Here is a 22154-nt window from a genome sequence, read left to right as displayed (position 1 = left end):
TCATGGAACAAGAATTAATCCGTCAAACGCCGCTGTGGGCTGAAAACTGGCCAATCGCCTATTCAGTACTTCAAGCGATCGTGATCTTACTGGTTGTAGTACTGATCGCTGCGTTGATGTCTTTTATTGAACGTCGTTTACTCGGCTTGTGGCAAGACCGTTACGGTCCGAACCGTGTAGGTCCGGGCGGTATGTTCCAGATTGTTGCCGACATGCTGAAAATCATGTTCAAGGAAGACTGGACACCAAAATTTGCCGATAAATTGACTTTCCGTATGGCTCCAGCAGTTGCGATGGCAACTGCGGTGCTGTCGTTCATGGTTATTCCTGTGTCACCTTATCTAGGTGTTGCAGACATGAGTATCGGTCTGTTGTTCTTCATGGCAATGGCAGGTATTGCGGTATATGCAGTACTATTTGGTGGTTGGTCTTCTAACAACAAATACGCATTGCTTGGTGGTCTACGTTCAGCAGCGCAAACTATTTCTTATGAAGTGTTCCTGGGTATTTCACTGATGGGTGTAGTGGCAATTGCCGGTTCATTCAACATGCGTGAAATCGTAGAAGCACAGAAAGATGTCTGGTTTATCATTCCTCAGTTCTTAGGCTTCCTGATCTTCGTGGTTGCAGGTGTTGCGGTAACTCACCGTCACCCATTTGACCAACCAGAAGCGGAACAGGAACTGGCGGAAGGTTACCACGTAGAATATGGCGGTATGAAATGGGGTATGTTCTTCGTTGCGGAATACGTAAACGTAGTACTGATCTCTGCATTGATCGTAACCCTGTTCTTCGGTGGCTGGTTAGCACCATTTGGTCTTGATTTCCTTCCACCCGCATTCTGGTTCATTATTAAAACAGCATTCTTCGTAATGATGTTTGTATTGGCGCGTGGTTCTTTAATGCGTCCACGTTATGACCAGGTGATGAACTTTGGTTGGAAAATTTGCTTGCCATTGGCGTTGGTTAACCTTTTGGTGACTGGTGCTGTGATTCTGTTGAATCAGGCCTAAGACAGCAGGGAGAACAAAATGTTTAAATTTCTAGCTGGATTCGGGTCAATCGTTCGTACGTTGTTCATGGTCTTTACCCATGCAACGCGCAAACGTGACACCATTTTATATCCGGAAGTGCCAGCCGAAGAAATCGTGCCACCACGTTTCCGTGGTCGTATCGTATTAACGCGTGACCCAGATGGCGAAGAGCGTTGTGTGGCATGTAACCTGTGTGCGGTTGCATGTCCGGTAGGCTGTATTTCACTACAAAAAGCAGAACGTGAAGATGGTCGTTGGTATCCGGAATTTTTCCGTATCAACTTCTCTCGCTGTATTTTCTGCGGTATGTGTGAAGAAGCATGTCCTACGACTGCGATTCAAATGACACCAGATTTCGAATTGGGCGAATATGTTCGTCAAGACTTAGTCTACGAAAAAGAGCACTTGCTGATTTCTGGTCCTGGTAAATATCCTGACTATAACTTCTACCGTGTAACTGGTATGGCAGTTGCTGGTAAGGACAAAGGTCAGGCACAGCGTGAAAGTGCGCCTGTTGATGTACGGAGTCTATTACCATGATGTGGCCATTTTATTTAATGGCCCTTGTGGCCATCGTCTCTACGGTTCGTGTGGTGACTAACACGAACCCGGTACATGCTTTATTAAGCCTGATCGTTTCACTCCTTGCTGTAGCAGGGCTGTTCCTGATCGTGGGTGCACCATTTGCGGGTGCGCTTGAAGTCATCGTTTATGCTGGCGCGATCATGGTGTTATTCGTGTTCGTGGTAATGATGCTGAACTTGGGCGAACAGACTGTCGCTCAGGAACGCAAATGGTTGACTTCATCAGCGTGGGCTTATCCGGCATTGATGAGCTTCCTGATTGGTCTGATCCTGGTTTGGGTACTTAAATCAGATTACGTACAGCCTTCAATGGTGATGGGCACTGAAATGGTCGGTCCTAAAGCGGTAGGTCAATCACTCTTTACGCAATACTTATTGTTGGTAGAAGTTGCCGCGATGTTATTGCTTGCATCACTTGTTGCAGCATTCCATTTGGGTAAACGTGAACCAGGTGCAGAAGAGGAACAACAATAATGGGCAACATCCCTTTAGAGCATGGTTTGATCGTTGCATCCATTCTTTTTGCACTGGGTTTTTACGGTGTAATGGTGCGACGCAACCTGCTATTCATTTTAATGAGCCTTGAAATCATGATGAATGCTGCTGCTTTGGCATTCGTCCTGGCGGGCAGTGCATGGGCACAGCCTGATGGTCAAATCATGTTTATTCTGATTCTGACCCTTGCTGCGGCAGAGGCGTGTATCGGTCTTGCGATCGTCCTTCAGTTCTATCATCGCTTCCATCATCTGGATGTGGATGCTGCTAGTGAGATGCGCGGATGAGTTATTTATATCTAACAATTTTATTCCCGCTCATTGGCTTCGTCCTTTTAGCGGCAGGGCGTCATAAGCTTCCTGAAACAGTTGCAGCCATTATTGGTGTAGGGGCTGTGGGGTTATCGGCATTGTTCGCACTCATTGCGGGTATGGACTTTGTCAACAATGGTTCTACCGCGGTGGTGCAACCTCTTTGGACCTGGTTCAATGTCGGTGGTTTTGCACCGGGCATCAGCCTGCACCTGGACGGTTTGTCTCTGTTGATGCTGGGCATGGTGACAGGCGTTGGTTTCCTGATCCATATCTTTGCATCATGGTACATGCGCGGTGAACAAGACTTCGCACGTTTCTTCTCTTACTTCAACCTGTTCGTTGCAAGCATGTTATTGCTGGTACTGGGTGACAACCTGGCGTTGTTATTCCTGGGTTGGGAAGGTGTAGGTCTGTGTTCTTATCTGCTGATTGGTTATTACTACCAAAATCCTGCAAACGGTGTGGCAGCGATCAAGGCATTTACCGTTACCCGTATTGGTGACGTATTCCTGCTGATTGCCATGTTCTTGCTGTTCCAGCAATTCGGTACGCTAAATACTCAGTACATCGTAGAAAATGCTGCGACTGTGATGACTCAAAGCTCATCATTGACCATCTGGACTGCGTTAATGCTGTTCTTGGGTGCTGCTGGTAAATCTGCACAGATCCCGTTACAAACCTGGTTGGCAGATGCGATGGCAGGTCCGACACCTGTTTCTGCATTGATCCACGCTGCAACAATGGTAACAGCAGGTGTTTACCTGTGCTGCCGTCTGTTCACAGTATTTGAACTTGCACCTGAAGTGATGATGTTCATCTCAATTACTGGTGCGGTGACATTGCTGGTGGCTGGTTTTGCTGCATTGGTACAAACAGACATCAAACGTATTCTGGCTTACTCAACTATGAGTCAGTTGGGCTATATGTTTATGGCTGTAGGTGCTGAAGCATACCAGGCGGGTCTGTTCCATATGCTGACTCACGCATTCTTCAAGGCATTATTATTCTTGTCTTCTGGTGCAGTGATTCTGGCTTACCACCACGAACAAAATATCTTCAAGATGGGCGGTCTGTTCTACAAGAACAAATTCCTGTTTGCATGTTTCGCCATTGGTGGCGGTGCATTGGCTGCAATTCCATTCATCACTGTGGGCTTCTTCTCAAAAGATGCAATCCTGGGTGCGGTTTGGGTACAAGGCCAATCAATCGCAGTTTACAGCACACTTTACTGGGTGGGTGTAATCGGTGCGTTCCTGACTTCGATCTATACATTCCGTCTGATCTGGGTGGTATTCTTCGGTAAAGAAAACACACCTTACCATGCAATCAAGGGTGTAACTTACTGGGGTCCATTGGCAATTCTTGCAGTACTTTCAACTTTCGTGGGTGCAGCATTAAAAGCGCCTGTGGAAAGTATTTTGAATGCGGCTAAACTTCCTGCATTTGAAATTCCGGAAGCACTTGAACATGGCATGCATACTGCAGAATACACAGCAGTAGGTATTGCACTGGTAGGTCTTGCAATTGGCGTAGTGTTGTTTGCTTTTGCTTACAACGCTGTGAAATCTTTTGCGAAAACTTCTCTGGGTGCGGGCCTTGCAAACATCTGCCGTAATGCACTTGGTTTTGACAAGCTGTATGACATCGTTTTTGTGAAGCCTTATTTGTTCTTCGCGAAACTGTTCGGTCGTGATCCGATTGATGGCTTCTGGCTAGTGCTGCCTGCACTGGTTAAAGGTGGTCATAGCTTTACTAGTTCACGTCAAACAGGTTCACTGCGTGAATATGCATCTAGTATGGGGCTCGGTGTCGTTGTCCTACTGATGATCTTGCTCGTGATTCAGGTAGTGGGGAAATAAAATGGAAGCTCCAAACAATATTATTTTGCCGGCTCTGATCCTCATTCCGTTCATTGCAGGTTTTATTTGCTGGTTGGTCGATAAACTCGACCAACACCTTCCGCGTTATATCGCGCTGATTGGTATGTTAGTGACGCTGGTCTTGACCATCGTCCTTTGGCAGTCGGGTACTTATAACTATGAACTTGGCGGTGCGGCTCCTACGTGGGCAGCCGAGTTCAAATTGCCTTGGATTCAAACCCTGGGCATTAACATTCACCTTGCGGTGGATGGTTTGTCTTTACTGATGGTTGGCTTGACTGCACTCCTTGGTGTGCTGGCAGTAGGCTGTTCATGGGGTGAGATTCAGAAAAACGTGGGTTTCTTCCACTTGAATCTTTTATGGTCTCTGGGTGGTGTAATCGGTGTATTCCTGGCGATTGACCTGTTCCTGTTCTTCTTCTTCTGGGAGATGATGCTGGTGCCGATCTACTTCCTGATCGCACTTTGGGGTCATAAAGGGGCAGAAGGCAAGTCACGTGTATATGCCGCAACCAAGTTCTTCATTTACACACAGGTAGCTGGTTTAGTCATGCTGATTGGTATCCTTGGTCTGGTGACTGTAGGCTACACCATGACTGGTCAAATCCGTTTCGACTACAACTACCTGATGGGTGTAGCGAACATGCTGGATACACAAGCACCAGCAGTTGCTTATGCATTCATGATCTGTCTATTTATCGGTTTTGCGGTAAAACTTCCAGTTTTCCCATTACACGGCTGGTTACCAGATGCGCATGCACAAGCACCAACAGCCGGTTCTGTTGACCTTGCAGGTATCTTGATTAAGACAGCTGCTTATGGTCTGATCCGTTTCGTGATTCCATTCTTCCCGGCGGCTTCTGCACAGTTTGCAGACATCGCGATCATTTTCGGTTTAATCGGTATCTTCTACGGTGCTTGGTGTGCTTTCCAGCAAACCGATATGAAACGTTTATTGGCGTATACGTCTATTTCACACATGGGCTTCGTTTTACTTGCAATTTATGCAGGTAACATCCTGACCTTCCAAGGTCTGATGATCATGATGCTGGCTCACGGTCTGTCATCTGCAGCGCTGTTCATTATGTGTGGTCAGGTGTACGAACGTGTTCATACACGTGATATGCGTTTGATGGGTGGTATTCGTGGTCAGTTCCCATACCTTGCATTCTTCCTGATGTTCTTCATCGCGGCGCTTGTCGGTATTCCAGGTCTAGGTAACTTCATTGGTGAGTTCCTGATCCTGATGGGTTCATTCGGTAAATTTCCTGCATTCACAATCCTCGCTGCAATCAGCCTGGTATTTGCGGGTCTGTACGGTTTGATTCTGATCCATAAAGCGTTGTTTGGTGTTCCAAACGAAGAGCAAAAACAGCACTACACAAATCCGTTAAAAGATTTAAATGCACGTGAAGTGGTAATTTTGCTGATCTGTGCATTTGGTCTAGCATGGCTTGGTCTATACCCACAAAGCTTCCTTGACGTTTCTAACTCAAGCATGGCGTGGTTAGCGAATAGCTACATTCCTGTGTCTGAAGCAGCTGATGCTGTGCAGCAAGCTGCCGTTTCAGCTGAAAATGTGGAGATCCAATAAGCCATGAACTTCACAATGTCTTTTTCTGAGCTTATGCCTCTAGCACCTGTGATGATCGTGTCATTGACTGCGATCGTCGTGATGTTGCTTACTGCAATTAAGCGTAACCATAACTTAGTTGCGACTACGACAGTCATTGGTCTAAACCTGGCGGCGTTGTACATTCTGTTCGTTCTGTTAGCGGGTCAATTTGCACCTGCCAATGTAATGAATCTGTTCCTCGTAGATCCGTTTACGATGCTGTATCAGTTTGTGATTATTGTGGCTGCACTGGCGTGCAGTACCTTGTCACATGCTTATATTGAAACCTATAAAGATAACCGTGAAGAACTATACATCCTGATGCTGACCTCCGTTGCCGGTGCGATGCTGATGGTGGCAAGTTCTCACTATGCATCTTTCTTCATTAGCCTTGAGCTCATGTCGATCCCTGTATACGGCTTATTGGCGTATACACATCAGCGTTCTCAATCGCTTGAAGCAGGTGTGAAATATCTGGTGCTTTCAGCAACTGCATCTGCAATGTTGTTGATGGGTATGGCATATGTTTATGCATATACAGGTTCTCTAAGCTTTGTCGCTGAACCAGGCAAACTGTTAACTGCATTCAGTCAACCTGCTGTAGTAATTGGTCTGGCACTGATCGTATTCGCTGTGGGCTTTAAACTGTCACTGGCTCCATTCCACAAATGGACACCAGACGTATACGCAGGTGCTCCAGCACCAGTTGCAACTTTCCTTGCAACTGTGTCTAAAGTGGCAATGCTGGGTCTGTTCGTACGTTATGTATTGTCTTCTGGCTTAATCCTGTCAGATAGCTTCGTAACTATCATCAGCGTGATTGCAGTACTTTCCATCATTGTAGGTAACTTGCTTGCAGTGAAACAGGTGAACTTGAAACGTATCTTGGCATACTCTTCAATTGCTCACTTCGGTTATGTACTGGTTGCGATCGTATCTGCACGTAATACTGACTTTTTACAGGTTCAAGGTTTCGCGACTTTTGAAAGTGTAAACGTCTATATCATCACGTATGTATTGACTACGATTGGTGCTTTCGGTGTGGTAACGCTGATGTCTAGTCCGTATAACAATACAGATGAAGCAGGTAGCCTGGCGGAGTACCGTGGTCTGTTCTGGCGCCGTCCAGTATTGACTGCTGTATTAACTGTGATGATGCTGTCTCTAGCAGGTATTCCATTAACAGCGGGCTTCATCGGTAAGTTCCTGGTAGTGAAAACTGCGGTAGCAGGTGAGTCTTGGTTCCTTGCTGCGATGGTCATCCTGGGTTCAGGTATTGGTCTGTACTACTACCTGCGTGTGATGGTTGTCATGTATATGACTCCACCAGAAACACCACGTCTTGATGCTGTAAATCACTGGGGACAAAAAGTCGGCGGTATCATGGTATTGCTTGTCGCATTACTGGTACTGGTGATCGGTGTTTATCCAGATCCGATCATTGCGCTGTCTCGCTATGCATTCTTCGCAATGTCGCCTGAATTACAACAGTTTATTTTCACTTTGGTTCAAAGTGGTTTTAACTAATTCAGCGCAAGTTTGAAGTTATTACAAAAAAGCCTCCACGATTGGGGGCTTTTTTAGTTAAACAAATCCGGAAAAGTCTTTATAATAGCGGAAATTTATCTTTAACCTTCTAGGTGTTCTCCCGTGGCAATCCATGAAATCCGTCATCCATTAATTCGACATAAACTCGGTTTACTGCGTCGTGCTGACATTAGTACCAAGAACTTCCGTGAGCTAGCTCAGGAAGTGACTATGCTTTTGACTTATGAAGCGACCAAGGATCTTCCTGTCGTTGAGCATGAGATTGACGGCTGGAACGGACCGGTAACTGTAGATCGTATTGCAGGTAAGAAAATTACTGTTGTGCCAATTCTACGTGCGGGCATTGGTATGCTGGATGGTTTCCTGAATCTGATTCCAAGTGCCAAAGTCTCTGTACTGGGTCTGGAACGTGATGAAGAAACCCTACAGGCACGTACTTACTATAAAAAACTGGTTCCAGACGTACAAAACCGTCTTGCGATGATCATTGATCCAATGCTGGCGACTGGTTCTTCTCTGGTTGCTGCGATTGACGTATTGAAAGCCAGCGGCTGTAAAGATATTCGTGTGATGGTATTGGTCGCAGCCCCTGAAGGCATTAAACGTGTTGAAGAAGCTCATCCAGATGTGGTGATTTTCACTGCGGCGATTGACCATGGCTTGAATGAAAATGGTTACATCGTTCCAGGTTTGGGCGATGCGGGTGACAAGATTTTTGGTTCAGTTCAAAAAGACTAATATTTTTGAAAGTGAACAGAAAAGGGGCTTTTACAGCCTCTTTTTTATATACTGAATACTGACAGATACAGAGAAGGGGACGTTTATGACTTCCGAGCAATACCAAGGAAAAGTAAAACAGTACAATCCAGAAAAAGGATTTGGTTTTATTTCTTCACCTGAAGGTGAGGTATTTTTTCATATCTCGGATTTCCCCGCCGATTTAGGTGAGCCGAAGCGCAATGACCGAGTAAAATTCAATGTGGTTCAGAATGGTGATCGCTATAAAGCCATTAAAATTGAACGTGTAGAAGATAAATCGAAGAAAGCCAAAAAAGCCAAAGCGGTAGCAGTCAATACTTCGATTACTTCAGCCCTATTGTCGAATTTAAAGCGTTAATATTTGCCTGGAAAATACATTTAAAAGGAGGCTTTAAAGCCTCTTTTTTATTCGAGTTATAAGTTTATGTAAGTTATAGGAATCTTGTGTAATTTAAAGCTTATAGAATGTTGCTAAAATAATAAAATACCCACCAAAGCTCAACAATATCTTTTAATCCCTTCCATATAAACTACGCATCTGTTGAATGATCTAGGGACACATATCATGTTTACAGATGGAAGAATTAAAACCTATGATGCTGTACGTGGGATTGGGAGTATTGAACTAAAAAATAATGCACAGGAGCTTAATTTTCAGTTAGATCAACTACCTTCACCTGAAATCGCGCCTCAAGTCGGAGAACGACTTAAATTTAGAATAATTGAAGAGCAAAATGCGATTCAACTGGACAATATGGTACGTCTGGATATCAAGCATCAGGAAGAGTTCGTTTCTGAAGTAGTTGTATTACCATCTCTAGCTTCTACTTCTGCAATAGTCAATCCGGCACGCAATACTATTTTCTTTAGTCCCACACTCTGGTTGATTCTGGTAACAGCGATTGGATTTATAATTTTTGGAGAAATTTAAGTTAGGTTCTCATTTATTAAGATATTTGTCTCATCCTTCAAATAAAAAAAGCATCTTACGGTGCTTTTTTATTTTTAGAATTTAAAACGCTTTTTGAATACAATAGTTAAAAATATCAAACAATAGAGTGAATTATGTTTTTAGAGGGGAAGACCAAGACCTATAACGAAGAACGAGGTTTTGGTTTTATTGAGATAGCGGGTGAGTCAAAAGATTTATTCTTCCATATTAAAGACTTTCCAAATAAGAATGTGCCACCAAAAGTTGGGGAAAGGTTAAAGTTTCTCAAAGTACAGGATGCAGGCAAGTTTAAAGCAGACAATATTGTGCGTTTGGATCTCAAAACGGAAACCCCTCGACATACGCCTCAGTCACGAGCATTAGAAAATAAGCCTCGTATTACTCAACGAAAACAATCTCAAGAGAAGAAAAGTAGCTTTAGCACTTACATTGGACTTCTGATTATGATTGGCTTAGCCTATGCGGTTTATAACAAATATCAGGATTGGCAAAGCAGCAGAATACAGCCAGTAGAAGTGCAACGTATAGTTGAAGAACCACAAGTACAGCAGAATTTTAGCTGTGATGGACGACAGCATTGTAGTCAAATGAGTTCATATGAAGAAGCTTTATACTTTTTAAGAAATTGTCCAAATACCAAAATGGATGGTGATGGCGATGGGATCCCATGTGAAAGCCAATTTGGACATCGGTAAATAAAAAAAAGCGCCAAAAGGCGCTTTTTTTTATTGAAAGTGAAATTTATGCTTCACAGAATTTCATAAAGGCTTTAAGACCTGGTCCTTGATATTTTTGGCGGTGTACCAGCATAAATAAAGGACGGGTGAGTGACCAGAATGGAGTATTCAGAATGACCAGTTGACCTTTTTCCTGCAAAGGTTCAATCGCCAGCTTGGAAATACAGGACATCCCTAAACCACCTGCCACAATCTTCAGAATCGCTTCATTATGACCTAGAGTCAGACGAATATTGGCATCAGGTACATCTTTTAAAATGGCATTATCAAAGACTTCACGAGTTCCTGAACCTTCTTCACGTAAAATCCATTCAACCGATTTAAAATCTTCAGCAGTGAGCGGACGGTTTAGCTGAGCTAGAGGATGATCCGGCGCACAGCATACTGCCAGTTCATCATCGCGCCAATGAATACATTGCAGTTGTGGTAAATGGCAAGAACCTTCAATCAGGGCCAAATCTAGCTGGAACTGATTTACGGCTTCGATCATTTGACGGGTATTGCCGACCTGCAGTTGCAAGTGAGCCTGTGGCTGGATTTTCAGGAAATCCGCCATCAGATCTGGCATCAGATAGTCGGAAATGGTCAGCGTCGCACCGAGACGAAGGTCAATGCTTTGCAGTTCACCTTTGGCTGCCTGCTCGAAAGCTTCACAGCGGCCAAGGATTTCAAGAGCTTGCGGGAGAAGAAAACGACCTAAGTCATTGAGCTGTAAACGCTTACCAAGACGGTCGAATAAAGGCGCGCCAAGACCATCTTCTAAATCTGCTAAAGCCATACTCGCCGCACTTTGGGTGAGTTTGACTGCATCACTGGCTTTGGTGACGGTGCCTTCTTGAGCAACTGCTACAAAAACAGCCAACTGGCGTAAAGTCATGCGCATGAATAGAGCCTTAACATTTAAAAAATATTAATAAATTATGCTGTCATGCTACCATGAGCATAGTCTTTGATGCCACGTTTGAATCATGTCTATTGAAAAATTTAGCTTAGAAAAGGTTTTATCTGTACACCGTTGGACCAATACGCTGTTTAGTTTCACCATGACCAGACCTGCGCATTTCAAGTTTACGGCAGGACAGTTTGCGCGTATTGGCTTAAAAGTGGGGGATGAACTGGTCGTTCGGGCATATTCAGTTGTGTCATCGCCTTTTGATGAAACGCTGGAATTTTTTTCGATTGTGGTTCCCGAAGGAAAATTTACTTCGAATTTACAACATCTTAAAGTCGACGATGAACTTTACCTTGAGAAGATTCCTTATGGTTATCTGACGCTTGCACGTTATCAATTGCCATTGCCACAAGATTTATGGCTGCTTGGTACTGGTACGGGTCTGGCACCATTTTTATCCATGCTGCAAGACTTTGAGACCTGGAATAAATATAAACATATTAACCTGGTTTATAGCGTCCGTACGCAAGACGAACTGGCTTATGTCGACCGTATTCAGGAAATTGCCGAGAGCTTTGGTGAAGGTCATACAGGTTTTAAATTTATTCCAATCATTACCCGTGATCCTGAAGCAGCACTTCACCATCGTTTACCGATCTTGATTGAAAATGGGGAACTTGAACGGGCAGCAGGACTCCAGCTTAATCCTGAAACCAGTCATGTGATGCTCTGTGGTAACCCCGAAATGGTGGAAGATACCAAAGAAGCGCTAAAAGCACGTGGTCTGACCATGAACCGCCGTGGTGAAGGAAATATTGCGGTAGAGAATTATTGGTAATTTCTTTAGAGTTTCTCCCTTTCTTAAAGGTGAGCAGCATTGCTTCATAAAGGTAAGAGTCTTAAATAATTTACCTCTCCCTGACCCTCTCCTAAGAGGAGAGGGAATAAATCCTTTCCTTTAATAAAGGGAAGAATTTTAGGCACAAAAAAAACCTCCATACGGAGGTTTTTTGCTATTTAGGAATTAATGTACAAACATATCCATAAAGTCACGGATTTCCTGAATGGCAGTATCTGTATCGGTCGTTAACCAGGTCGGCTCAAAGAAACCGGCATAATGCTCGATCCGATCCGCAGGCACAACTAGACGTACCGGACAATCTTCTTCCAGTAGGCGCCATGGAATAATCGGAACGTCATTATCTAGCCAAGCTGCAACATTCCTTACATCAATGACCATGGCATTAATGCAGTCCGGAAAAGGCATCACCGACATTTCTTCAGTACGGCGGCGGAAATATTCCAGATCCTGCCAGCGTAGCATAAAGCTCGGTTTGCTAAATTCAATGATTCCAATCAGATGCTGATCACGAGTGTAGTGCAAAGCACATTGATGTGTGACGTCAGTGTCAAGATCAAGCGATACACTCTGTTGACGATACGCCATAAAACTCGGGTGCATGAAAAATAAGGTGGATAATTATAACGTATTTTGCACAAAGTAGCAGGTATATTGAAAAATGGTATTTTTACAGCATGTTTTAGCCCACTTAGAATGTGTTTAAAATTTAATAAAATCATAGTGGTATATTGTTTGTTTTATAGACAATTCAACTCCTGATAAATCAGCTAAAAACCGGCAGTATCAACTGTCTGGGAAGAGAGTTTCTAACCATAAGACCATAGTATGTTCACGCTAGAAAGTGCCTCTTTTTGAAACTAATACCAAGTTCATCAGACTCATACATATAACTTACATCCATTCACTATCTCACCATCTTTTGTCACAGAAGCTGTGATAACTGCTTGTTATGATAAAAATCTACTTATGAATAAGAAAGAGTGAGAATGGTCATGGTTGATGATTTTAATAAAAAACCACCTTTGCATGATCAGGCAGCAATTACGCAGAAGAAGCGCATTCCTGTGTATATCCTGATTTTGGTCGGTATCTTTTTACTGGCAGTCCTGTTCTATATGTTTGCAGATGTGAAGCCAGATGCGCCTGCGACTCAGCCTAATACATCAGTACCAGCGACTGAAGCCCCTGCCAATAATGCTAGTCCGGCGGCTACTCCAGGCGGTGAAAGCAATGAAGCAATCGCTACTGCAGATGATGCGATGACAGAAGCAACAGCCACTGTAGGCGAAATGTCACAAGATACAGCAGAAGCTACTGCAACTGATGCTCAACAGGCCACCCAATAATTGGAATTATTAAAAAAAGCTCTGGTTCATGACTAGGGCTTTTTTGCAATAGGTGGTGATGTTTTTCAAAGTTCTGTATCTCCAGGCAAGCTAAGCACAGGAAGTTCAAGCTTTATAAGCAATCGGAAAGAGCTGAAGATTTCAAAAATAAGCTCGTGAATTCAGACAAATAGCGTAATAACAAAGAGGGCAGAAAACATGAATGATTATATGAGAGGCCCACGTGGTGGCTATGATGCCATGTACTACTGGGATCAGTTTCATCCAATTCTTAGTGCAATTGCCATATTAGTCCTAGGTTGGATTATTGCATTACTCGTCTCGGCAGGTGTTAAAAAAATCTTGCAAAAACTAGGGACCAATACACACTTAAATGCAGCGACAGGACATCGCTCTAATGTCGAGAGTATTATCGCTCGTGTTGTGTTCTGGATTATTCTGATTATTGCGGTCATCGGTGCGCTTAACGTGTTGAATCTGACAGCAGTGAGCGGACCGTTCAGTAATATGATCCAGCAGTTCCTGCTCTTTATTCCACAATTGCTGGCGGCTGTTGCTGTGGCCTTTGTTGGGTGGATTGTGGCAAATCTGGTCAAAGTCGGCTTGCAAAAAATGCTTGATCGCACCCAGCTGGATGAAAAGCTGAGTGCCGAAGTCGGTGTCAGCCCAATTAGCCAAAATATCAGTGAAATTGTTTACTGGCTGATTTTACTGCTGTTCTTGCCAATCGTCTTGTCGATTCTAGGTCTACATGGTTTATTACTGCCAGTGCAGAACATGCTGACTGATGTTGTAAGTTATCTGCCTAATATCTTCATTGCTGCAGTTATTGTATTTGTCGGATACATTCTGGCAAAAATTGTTCGCGGTATAGTTGAAGGTTTGCTCAACAGCCTGAATATTCAACATCAAGCTGAAAAAGTCGGCATTTTCAAAAACTCGAATGTCGCTCAACTGATTGGTTCATTCATCTTCGCAGTCGTAATTATTACGTCATTAATCATTGCGTTTGAAGCATTGGGTATTGAAGCAATTTCTCAACCAGCAACTGCAATGCTGTATGAGATCATGAATGCCATTCCAAATATCATTGCTGCTGCACTGATTCTGATTCTGGCTTATGTGGTGTCTAGACTGGTAGCACGTCTGGTGACTGAAGTCGTTGCCGGAACAGGCGTGGACGAAGTTCCAGCCAAACTGGATCTACAACGTTTCCTGGGCAAAACCAAACTATCAAGTCTGGTGGGTTATCTGATTGTACTGTTCACTATGCTATTTGCGGTTTCTGAAGCAGCCGACCGTTTAGGCTTTGAACAGGTGAGTGGCCTGATCGCGATGTTCATCTACTTCGGTGCAAACATCCTGCTAGGTGCTGTGATCCTGGTGATTGGCTTCTGGCTGGCCAATGTAGTTGCCAATATTGTGCAACGTGGTGAATACAACAGTTCACGCTGGTTAGCGAACCTGGTTCGTGTACTGATCATGGGTCTGGTCATTGCGATGGGTCTACGTGCCATGGGCATTGCTGACTCGATCGTGAATCTGGCCTTCGGTTTAACTCTGGGTGCTGTTGCTGTGGCATTTGCCTTGGCCTTTGGTCTCGGTGGCCGTCAACCAGCAGAACGTGTACTGACTGATTTGATTGATAAAGCTAAACGAGAAGCTAAAGAACCGAATCCTTTGAAAAATGAAACTAATATCATGACTTCAGGCTTAGGTGCTGATGTCAGTGGTACTACAGGTGCAGGCAGTTCAACTACAGGAGAAAATATTGTGCCGAAGCAAGATCAATCACAAGATGACAATGCGCCAATGCGTACCAATTTATCCAATAGTACGCCAGCGACCTTAACTACTGCACCACAGGATGATGAAGCTTCAGGTGTAGATCAGGTGACACCAGATGTAGATCAGGCTGTGCCGGATTCGCTTCAAGTTGATCCAACTCATCCACCAGCGAATAATCCATTTGGTTCTACAGGTGAAGAAGAACCGGATGTCGATAGTCATCCAAAAAAAGATGACCCGAATTAACCTGTTTTATTTAAACAAAATCGGCCACGCTTGAGTGGTCGATTTTTTTAATCCTGAGGAAATCTGAATGAATGCCAAGAAACCGAATAATCTGTTAGCACCCTTAGTGATAGCAGGCATAACCATTGGCTTTTTCACGGCTGCTTATCGATTTGTCTTTGTGAAAAGCAAACAGGATGAGCAGGCTGAAAAAGAGCTGGATAAGAAAATACCTGATCCAGACGAATTTAACTAAGTCGAAATACTGCCTAGTCACTATACATAGAATTTCTTTTTTAAAAAATATAGAATATTCAAGTGAATACTAAAATGATTTTGGTATTTTTCTTGCATTAAAAATATAAAGAAAAAGGAGATCAATAAGATGTGGAAAACATTTCAGCATAAATTCATGGCACCTATGGCAGATCAAGTACCCTTACATCTGCAGGAAGCGGCTCAGAAAATGCAACTGACGATTGACCGTTTAGAAAATACGGCCAATCTCAGCCTGTTTAAAACGGATTATCTGGAATAAGCGAAGTATTTTCTCTTCCCAGATCATCTTTGTATTAAACATATTCCGATGCGGCATGTGCTGATGACCATGCCCATTGGAAGTTAAAACCTCCCAAATGACCAGTCACATCCAGTATTTCGCCCACAAAATACAAGCCTTTCTGCTTTTTGCTTTCCATGGTTTTAGATGAAACTTCGGTTGTATCTACGCCGCCCAAAGTCACTTCAGCTGTCCGGTAACCTTCAGTTCCAGAAGGCTTCAGTTCAAAGCCACTTAAACGTTTGGCAATCTGTTCCAGCTTGTCATCACTAATATTGCCAATGGGTGTTTCAGCTACTTCAGTCCAGATCAGATTCTGTAATTCTAGTACTACACTTTTCGGTAAATATTCGGTCAATAGAGTGCGTAGCAGAACTTTAGGCTGACTCTGTTTTTTAGATTTAAAGAAATCAAACAGGTCGACACTTGGTAAGAAATCGACCTTAAAGCTTTGGCCAACATCCCAGTAATTTGACAGCTGTAGGGAGCTAGGGCCACTTAGGCCACGATGGGTAAACAGTAAAGCTTCAGTAAAACTGTTTAGATCATTAGACAGCGTGGCTTCGACTGCATTACCGCTCAGACGGGTGGTGATTTCCTTGAAACTATCCGAGAAAGTAAAGGGCACCAGACCGGCACGGGTTGGATAGACATGATGTCCAAACTGTTTGGCAATCTCATAGCCGATGCCTGAACCACCTAAGGTTGGAATAGACAGGCCACCTGAAGCAACCACAACCGATTCTACTTCAAAATATCCTAAAGAAGTGGCTACCTGAAATCCTTGATCGTCCACAGTATTGACAGCTTTCACTTCGCAGTTGGTTTTGATCTCGACCAGACCAGTTTTGTCACATTCGGACAGCAGCATCGCCAGAATTTCTTTGGCACCATTTAAGGTGAATAGCTGTCCGTGTTTACGTTCTTCATACTCGATGCCATATTCACAGACCATGCCAATAAAATCCCAATTGGTATAGCGGGTCAGTGCTGAAATCACGAAATGCGGATTGTGCGAGATGAAATTTTCAGGTTCGACATAGAGGTTGGTGAAATTACATTTGCCACCACCGGACATCAGGATTTTCTTACCCACCTTATTGGCTTTTTCAACGACTACGACTTTACGACCACGTTGTGCTGCCATATAGGCCGTCATTAAACCTGATGCACCTGCACCTATGACCAAAACATCGTATTGCTGAACAGACATGACACACTCAAGGGAGAAGAAAGGGGAGCATTATAGACAATTTTATTTCAGCTTTCTCTATTCCTGAAGGGCGCTGCCCGAATTACAACGTATTAGCGAATATTTATCATAAATAATTTGAAGCAGCTGGCGGATTCATGCATAGTTTTGTCATGCCTAAAAAATAATCACAATGAAAGGAATAATTTATGACGGATACGGCAGCATACAAACAATATAATCTGATCAGCTATATTCTTCATCTACTGGGTTTTTTCTTGGGAATAACCCCATTAATCGCAATTATCATGAATTATATCAAACGTGATGAAATGCGAGGCACCTGGCTGGAAAGTCATGTGGACTGGCAGATTAAAACCTTCTGGTTCAGCTTGCTGGGTTATATTCTAGGTGGGCTGCTCACCGTGATTCTAATCGGTTTTGTGATTATTTTTCTTGTCTTTGTCTGGCACGTCTATCGACTGGTAAAAGGGCTGATTGCCTTAAACGGAAATAATCCGATAGGCATTTAAGTTTCGATCAGAACTCTAAGCGAGTTAAATATTTCGACCTTGTAGTCCACCAGTATGCAGGATCAGCAGTTTTGTTTCTGGTGGAAAGCAGCCTTTTTCAATCAGATTTGAAATTCCCAACAGCATTTTTCCAGTATAAATTTGCTCTAAGGGAATATCATATTCAGCTTCAAAGTGCTGTATAAACTGGATCAGTTCAGGAGTGGTTTTGGCATAACCACTGCAACAATAATCATCGAGAATGGACCAGTTTCTTTTCTTGGTCAGTTTAGCCACCTCCTTATTCAGGAAATCGCCTTTTAAGGCAGAAAATCCTACTACCTGTTGATGAGGCTGGCTGGCTTCAATCAAACCTGTAATCGTGCCACCAGTGCCTACAGCACAGCAGATCACGTCAAATTGTGCATCGCCGTCCTTTAGAATCTCCTGACATCCCCGAATCGCCAATGCATTAGTACCGCCTTCAGGAATGATGTAATGTGCAGGAAACTTTTGTGCTAACGCTTCTAGATAATTAGCGTCCTGTTTACGTCGATATTCTTCACGACTCACAAAATGTAACTGCATGCCAAATTGTTGTGCCAACGCTAAAGTAGGATTTAAAGGCTGATGGGCCAGTTCCTCACCCCGAATAATGCCGACACTCTCAAAGCCAAACTGCCGTGTTGCAAACGCCGTTGCGGCAATATGATTGGAATAAGCGCCACCAAAAGTAAGCAGCTTTTTAAAGCCAAGTTGCTGTGCTTCCAGAAAGTTGTATTTCAGTTTAAAAAACTTGTTGCCTGATATTTGCGGATGCACCAGATCCAGACGGCGTATGGTTACAAACCTGTCTTTCAGCCAAATGCGCTGGTCTGGAATATGCTGGGCAATTTTTTCAAACATGGTATTTTCATAAGCTAAGAATGAGCAAATTATAGCGAAATAGAATCAGCAGGATGGCAGAATCATGTATTCCTGATACTGAGAATAAAGGTTTGTAGATTGTCACAATTCATATGCTGAAAATTTAAACAAATTTGCTAATCTGAATCTTATAGGGAACTTAGAGGAGGATAGAATAATGAAAATACTATCCTATACGATTTTAAGTATATTGCTCTTAGGCTTATCTGGCTGTGATGATCCGCTGAATAAACCTAAAACTGATACACGAAGCATGATCATTGGCGGAGTACCGGTGCATGACCATGATTATAAGATGCTTGATTCATCTCTCACCGCACAAGACCAACTGAAGAAATAGCCGGATTTCGCACAAATATTGCATCATTTGTGTAGAAATATTAAAGCAAAATAAATTATTTTTACTTAAAATAAGCCATTCATTTTAAGTTTGGATGGTCACGTGGAATCATTTTGGATTTTAGGTTCAATTGCCTTTGCACTCATGTTAGGTGCAATGAGCCCAGGACCGACTTCTATTTATGTAGCGAAAAATTCAATTGCGATCTCACGTAAGCATGGCCTATTTACAGCTTTAGGTACTGGAACAGGGGCGGCTATTTTTGGCCTACTTGCAGTCCTAGGTTTACAGGCATTCTTGCTGGCTGTGCCATCTGCTTATCTGGCGCTTAAAATTTGTGGTGGTTTATATCTGCTTTGGTTGGCTTTTAAAATTATCAAGCATGCCAAAGAACCGATCGATGCAGGCGATGACAGTCAAACTCAAATGTCCTTACGTCGTGCTTATATGACAGGTTTGATTACTCAATTATCTAACCCAAAAATTGCCATTGTATTGGCCAGTATTTTTACTGCGCTTTTGCCAAAAGAAATTCCAACTTACTTTTATTTTGTATTACCGGTTTTATGTTTCTTTATTGATGCAGGCTGGTGCTCGCTGGTGGCCGTTGCACTTTCTGCTGAAAAGCCACGTCGAGTATATTTGAAGTTTAAAGCCGGTTTTGACCGTGCAGCAGGGGCGGTCATGACCGTGCTGGGATTAAAGCTGATCTTTGGGATGAAGTAATTTTCCAATTATCGCAGACCATAAAAAAAGCCCCAATGATTCGGGGCTTTTTTAATTTGGTTCTTAAAAAATATTTTCTTCCGAATTTGCCGAGATCCGGTGAATAGATAAATCCGCACCGGTAAATTCTTCTTCCTGACTCAGACGAATACCGATCAACACTTTCAGCAGACCATAAACCAGGAATCCACCTGCCAGAGCCACTACAATCGCCAGTACGGTACCGAATAATTGTGAAATGATAGAAACACCGCCCATACCTCCTAGCCATTGCTGACCGAATACACCGACAGCAATTCCACCGAAAGCACCACATACGCCATGCAAAGGCCAGACCCCTAATACATCATCAACTTTGAGTTTATTTTGGGTATAGGTAAAGAGTTTCACAAAAATTACGCCTGCGCTGATTCCGATAAATAATGCACCCAGTGGATGTACCACATCAGAACCTGCACAGATGGCAACTAGTCCGGCTAATGGACCATTATGCAAGAAGCCCGGGTCATCTTTACCCGCTACTTTTGCCGCAATAGTTCCACCGACCATCGCCATTAAAGAGTTAATTGCAACCAGTCCGGAAATGGCATCCAGGCGCTGTGCACTCATCACATTAAAGCCAAACCAGCCGACAATCAGAATCCATGAGCCTAAAGCAAGGAAAGGGATAGATGAAGGGGGATGTGCAGTAATCCGGCCATCATTTTTATAGCGTCCATTACGTGCACCAAGTAAAACGACCGCAGCCAGAGCAATCCAGCCTCCCATGCCATGCACGACCACAGAGCCGGCGAAATCATGGAAGCTGGCACCAAAGGTATCTGCCAACCAGTCCTGAAAACCAAAGTTTCCATTCCAGATCATCCCTTCAAAAAATGGATAAATCAGAGCCACCAGAAATAAAGTCGCTAAAGCCTGCGAACGCATTTTGGCACGTTCTGCAATTCCTCCAGAGATAATCGCAGGAATAGCTGCGGCAAAGGTTAGCAGGAAGAAACAGCGCATCAGGTTATAACCATGATCGGCTGCTAGAGTAGAAGCATCGTGGAAAAAATGCTGACCATAGGCAATATAGTAGCCCACCAGAAAGTAAGCGATGGCGGAGAGGGAAAAGTCAGTGAGAATTTTACTTAAGGCATTGACCTGATTCTTATGGCGAACTGTCCCTAGTTCTAAAAACGCAAATCCTGCATGCATGGCAAGCACTAGAACTGCACCGAGAAGGAGAAATAATAAGTCTATATTTTGCATTGTGCGTTCCAATTTAGTGCATAGAATCACAAAAGAAATCCAGTATATAGAGGCAAAATGATTCGAAAAGAGTTACTAACAAGGGAAATTTTGATAAAGAATTTCTTGAAACTGACAAGACTCGATATAAAGCACAATAGAATTTTATGCACCAAACTAAGACATCATAAGAAAAGATAAAATTTAAATTTATATTTTGTTTTTTAGATATTTAGCTTTATCAGGGAAAATGGTGTGTTAAAAATGTGTGTTAAAGGTGCACATGAAAAGTAAAAGGATTTTTAAGAAAAAATTTAAAAAAATAAGTGAAAGATGATTTTGAATTGCAAAAGTACATCATGGTTTTAAATTTTAGAAGTCATATAGGCTATTGATTAGCTATATTTCCAATAAATAAAACCATAACAAATTAGGGTTTCATCCGGAGCTAAAATCTGAAGTATTCAATTAATCTTTAAAATGTACGGGAATCCACTGATAGCTCTTTCCATCTTTCGAGTAAATATGACCGATCCCCGGAAATGGTAAATGTGGCGCTGCAATGGTCTGACCTTGCTTGGCGTATTCAGCAAAATGCTTTAAACGGGTTTGCACCGCAGTTTTAGGATCGACATCGAATTCTATGGCTGTTTCAGGTTTGTCGAATTGCAAGGTATGTGAATGGACGATGTCACCCACAAAAACCACTTCTTGACCATCTGCTTTGAGTTTAAAGCTGTAATGCCCTGGGGTATGACCAAAGGATGGCTTAAACTCGACACCACCAAAGGCTAAAGATTTATCAGAAAAGACTTTTACTTTTTTAGCTTTTTCATAGGGTGCAAGGGCTGCTTTAATTTTCTCTACGGTGCCTAAGAAACTTTCCTGCTGGTCTTTCGGTAGTTTTTTGACGGTATTTGGACTCAGCCAGTAGTCATATTCGGTTTTAGAAATATGTAAGGTGGCATTTGGATAATTTGCTGCGCCGTTATTTGAAATGCCACAAACATGGTCAGGGTGGAGATGAGTCAGGAAAATACTACTCACTTGCGCAGGTTGATAACCTGATGCCTTGAGGTTGTTATAAATTGACCCTAAGTGTGCACCAAAGCAGCTTGCAGCACCGCTATCCACCATGAGCAGTTGATTGCCTGTATTAATCAGGAAAGCATTGACTGAAGTCTGTATGCCTTTGGCTTGATCGGCATGATATTTCTTCAAAATCTCAGTTTTTTCTGCATCATTTAGGCCTTTAAACATCGATGGATTTAAGTAGTTTGTGCCATCCAGCAGGGCAGTAATCTGAGTATTACCAATTTGGTGATGATAGTAGCCGGCGACTTGTTTTTGTAAAGCAATTGTTGCAGGTTCAGCAGCCTGACTCACACTTACACCCAAAACAGAAAATGAAAGTAGAGAGGTGAGGAGGGAGGTCTTTAAAATATTCATGGCAATTCTTATGGTTGTGAAGTTTATGCTATGTATTAGCATGTAAAGCATGAAAATAGAATATAAGAGACCTTTGCACGAAACAGCCCCTTTGCTCGAGGCATACCACCAAACCGAAAAAAAACAAAGAATGGCAATGAAATAAGCAAAACAATGGCTAAATCATGGATAAAATCTCCAAATGGTTG

The 22154-nt window shown here is 43.0% G+C and carries 25 protein-coding genes; 19 read left to right on the top strand and 6 right to left on the bottom strand.

Annotation, left to right across the window (positions count from 1 at the left end; genetic code table 11):
* Positions 1-2 precede the first annotated feature (2 nt).
* The 11 genes from nuoH to FTU46_RS14580 all read left to right on the top strand — a co-directional run bounded on the left by nuoH (position 3) and on the right by FTU46_RS14580 (position 9876).
* Complete coding sequence (gene nuoH / locus FTU46_RS14630; RefSeq protein WP_004785081.1) at positions 3-1013, top strand: NADH-quinone oxidoreductase subunit NuoH; 1011 nt, start codon at positions 3-5, stop codon at positions 1011-1013.
* An 18-nt stretch (positions 1014-1031) separates the two neighbouring features.
* Entirely contained in the window at positions 1032-1574 is a 543-nt protein-coding gene (gene nuoI / locus FTU46_RS14625) for an NADH-quinone oxidoreductase subunit NuoI (protein ID WP_004785079.1), read from the top strand.
* The gene (gene nuoJ, locus FTU46_RS14620) at positions 1574-2092 is read left to right on the top strand and encodes an NADH-quinone oxidoreductase subunit J (RefSeq protein WP_171056685.1); all 519 of its coding nucleotides are present in this window, start codon (positions 1574-1576) and stop codon (positions 2090-2092) included. Before nuoI ends, nuoJ begins: the two co-directional genes overlap by 1 nt.
* Positions 2092-2400: an NADH-quinone oxidoreductase subunit NuoK gene (gene nuoK, locus FTU46_RS14615; protein WP_004280769.1), complete on the top strand. Its 309-nt coding sequence runs from the start codon at positions 2092-2094 to the stop codon at positions 2398-2400. Before nuoJ ends, nuoK begins: the two co-directional genes overlap by 1 nt.
* Positions 2397-4286 carry an NADH-quinone oxidoreductase subunit L gene (gene nuoL, locus FTU46_RS14610; protein ID WP_180105232.1) on the top strand — a complete coding sequence of 630 codons (1890 nt, stop codon included), beginning with the start codon at positions 2397-2399 and terminating at the stop codon, positions 4284-4286. The genes nuoK and nuoL overlap by 4 nt, the downstream gene beginning before the upstream one ends.
* A 1-nt stretch (position 4287) precedes the next feature.
* Positions 4288-5901, top strand: a complete 1614-nt coding sequence (gene nuoM / locus FTU46_RS14605) for an NADH-quinone oxidoreductase subunit M (protein WP_004785072.1) — start codon at positions 4288-4290, stop codon at positions 5899-5901.
* Between the two features lie 3 nt (positions 5902-5904).
* Positions 5905-7449 carry an NADH-quinone oxidoreductase subunit NuoN gene (gene nuoN, locus FTU46_RS14600; protein ID WP_004785070.1) on the top strand — a complete coding sequence of 515 codons (1545 nt, stop codon included), beginning with the start codon at positions 5905-5907 and terminating at the stop codon, positions 7447-7449.
* Between the two features lie 123 nt (positions 7450-7572).
* Positions 7573-8208 carry a uracil phosphoribosyltransferase gene (upp, locus tag FTU46_RS14595; protein WP_004785068.1) on the top strand — a complete coding sequence of 212 codons (636 nt, stop codon included), beginning with the start codon at positions 7573-7575 and terminating at the stop codon, positions 8206-8208.
* An 85-nt stretch (positions 8209-8293) separates the two neighbouring features.
* Positions 8294-8587, top strand: coding sequence for a cold shock domain-containing protein (locus FTU46_RS14590; protein WP_180105231.1), 294 nt, complete (start codon positions 8294-8296; stop codon positions 8585-8587).
* A gap of 207 nt (positions 8588-8794) precedes the next feature.
* Positions 8795-9160: a hypothetical protein gene (locus FTU46_RS14585; RefSeq protein ID WP_180105230.1), complete on the top strand. Its 366-nt coding sequence runs from the start codon at positions 8795-8797 to the stop codon at positions 9158-9160.
* Positions 9161-9294: 134 nt separating this feature from the next.
* Complete coding sequence (locus FTU46_RS14580) at positions 9295-9876, top strand: cold shock domain-containing protein (protein ID WP_180105229.1); 582 nt, start codon at positions 9295-9297, stop codon at positions 9874-9876.
* Positions 9877-9922: 46 nt separating this feature from the next.
* Here FTU46_RS14580 and gigC read toward each other — a convergent pair whose 3' ends face one another.
* Complete coding sequence (gigC, locus tag FTU46_RS14575) at positions 9923-10801, bottom strand: LysR family transcriptional regulator GigC (protein WP_159124400.1); 879 nt, start codon at positions 10799-10801, stop codon at positions 9923-9925.
* Positions 10802-10886: 85 nt separating this feature from the next.
* On the opposite strand from gigC, the gene FTU46_RS14570 reads away from it, so the two are divergent.
* Positions 10887-11648, top strand: a complete 762-nt coding sequence (locus FTU46_RS14570; RefSeq protein WP_180004417.1) for a ferredoxin--NADP reductase — start codon at positions 10887-10889, stop codon at positions 11646-11648.
* 186 nt (positions 11649-11834) lie between these two features.
* Here FTU46_RS14570 and FTU46_RS14565 read toward each other — a convergent pair whose 3' ends face one another.
* Positions 11835-12257: a hypothetical protein gene (locus FTU46_RS14565; RefSeq protein WP_005237048.1), complete on the bottom strand. Its 423-nt coding sequence runs from the start codon at positions 12255-12257 to the stop codon at positions 11835-11837.
* A 407-nt stretch (positions 12258-12664) separates the two neighbouring features.
* Between FTU46_RS14565 and FTU46_RS14560 the strand changes: the two genes are divergently transcribed.
* From FTU46_RS14560 to FTU46_RS14545, 4 genes are all read left to right on the top strand, one after another.
* Positions 12665-13018: a hypothetical protein gene (locus tag FTU46_RS14560; RefSeq protein ID WP_180105236.1), complete on the top strand. Its 354-nt coding sequence runs from the start codon at positions 12665-12667 to the stop codon at positions 13016-13018.
* Between the two features lie 198 nt (positions 13019-13216).
* Positions 13217-15052, top strand: a complete 1836-nt coding sequence (locus FTU46_RS14555; RefSeq protein WP_180105228.1) for a mechanosensitive ion channel — start codon at positions 13217-13219, stop codon at positions 15050-15052.
* 67 nt (positions 15053-15119) lie between these two features.
* The gene (locus tag FTU46_RS14550) at positions 15120-15287 is read left to right on the top strand and encodes a hypothetical protein (protein ID WP_179992650.1); all 168 of its coding nucleotides are present in this window, start codon (positions 15120-15122) and stop codon (positions 15285-15287) included.
* Positions 15288-15416: 129 nt separating this feature from the next.
* Positions 15417-15569 carry a hypothetical protein gene (locus FTU46_RS14545; protein WP_179992649.1) on the top strand — a complete coding sequence of 51 codons (153 nt, stop codon included), beginning with the start codon at positions 15417-15419 and terminating at the stop codon, positions 15567-15569.
* A 34-nt stretch (positions 15570-15603) separates the two neighbouring features.
* Here FTU46_RS14545 and FTU46_RS14540 read toward each other — a convergent pair whose 3' ends face one another.
* Positions 15604-16803, bottom strand: a complete 1200-nt coding sequence (locus FTU46_RS14540) for an NAD(P)/FAD-dependent oxidoreductase (protein ID WP_180105227.1) — start codon at positions 16801-16803, stop codon at positions 15604-15606.
* A gap of 188 nt (positions 16804-16991) precedes the next feature.
* Here FTU46_RS14540 and FTU46_RS14535 point away from each other — a divergent pair, with 188 nt between their 5' ends.
* Positions 16992-17315 (top strand): hypothetical protein, encoded by a 324-nt coding sequence (locus FTU46_RS14535; protein WP_179992647.1) that lies wholly within the window; start codon positions 16992-16994, stop codon positions 17313-17315.
* Positions 17316-17339: 24 nt separating this feature from the next.
* Here FTU46_RS14535 and FTU46_RS14530 read toward each other — a convergent pair whose 3' ends face one another.
* The gene (locus FTU46_RS14530) at positions 17340-18200 is read right to left on the bottom strand and encodes a 1-aminocyclopropane-1-carboxylate deaminase/D-cysteine desulfhydrase (protein ID WP_180105226.1); all 861 of its coding nucleotides are present in this window, start codon (positions 18198-18200) and stop codon (positions 17340-17342) included.
* A gap of 178 nt (positions 18201-18378) precedes the next feature.
* Here FTU46_RS14530 and FTU46_RS14525 point away from each other — a divergent pair, with 178 nt between their 5' ends.
* Positions 18379-18561 carry an NF038215 family lipoprotein gene (locus tag FTU46_RS14525; RefSeq protein WP_180105225.1) on the top strand — a complete coding sequence of 61 codons (183 nt, stop codon included), beginning with the start codon at positions 18379-18381 and terminating at the stop codon, positions 18559-18561.
* Positions 18562-18663: 102 nt separating this feature from the next.
* Complete coding sequence (locus FTU46_RS14520; RefSeq protein ID WP_004785033.1) at positions 18664-19287, top strand: LysE family translocator; 624 nt, start codon at positions 18664-18666, stop codon at positions 19285-19287.
* A gap of 63 nt (positions 19288-19350) precedes the next feature.
* Here the strand turns inward: FTU46_RS14520 and FTU46_RS14515 are convergent, their stop codons facing one another.
* Positions 19351-20538: an ammonium transporter gene (locus FTU46_RS14515; RefSeq protein WP_180012003.1), complete on the bottom strand. Its 1188-nt coding sequence runs from the start codon at positions 20536-20538 to the stop codon at positions 19351-19353.
* 447 nt (positions 20539-20985) lie between these two features.
* A complete protein-coding gene (locus FTU46_RS14510) occupies positions 20986-21966 on the bottom strand; it encodes an MBL fold metallo-hydrolase (RefSeq protein WP_180105224.1) in 981 nt (326 codons plus the stop codon).
* Positions 21967-22154: the final 188 nt, after the last annotated feature.

Source organism: Acinetobacter sp. YH12108 (assembly GCF_013419055.1).
GTDB lineage: Bacteria > Pseudomonadota > Gammaproteobacteria > Pseudomonadales > Moraxellaceae > Acinetobacter.
Note: the sequence above shows the minus strand (reverse complement) of the source record. Positions and strands in the feature narration are given on the sequence as shown.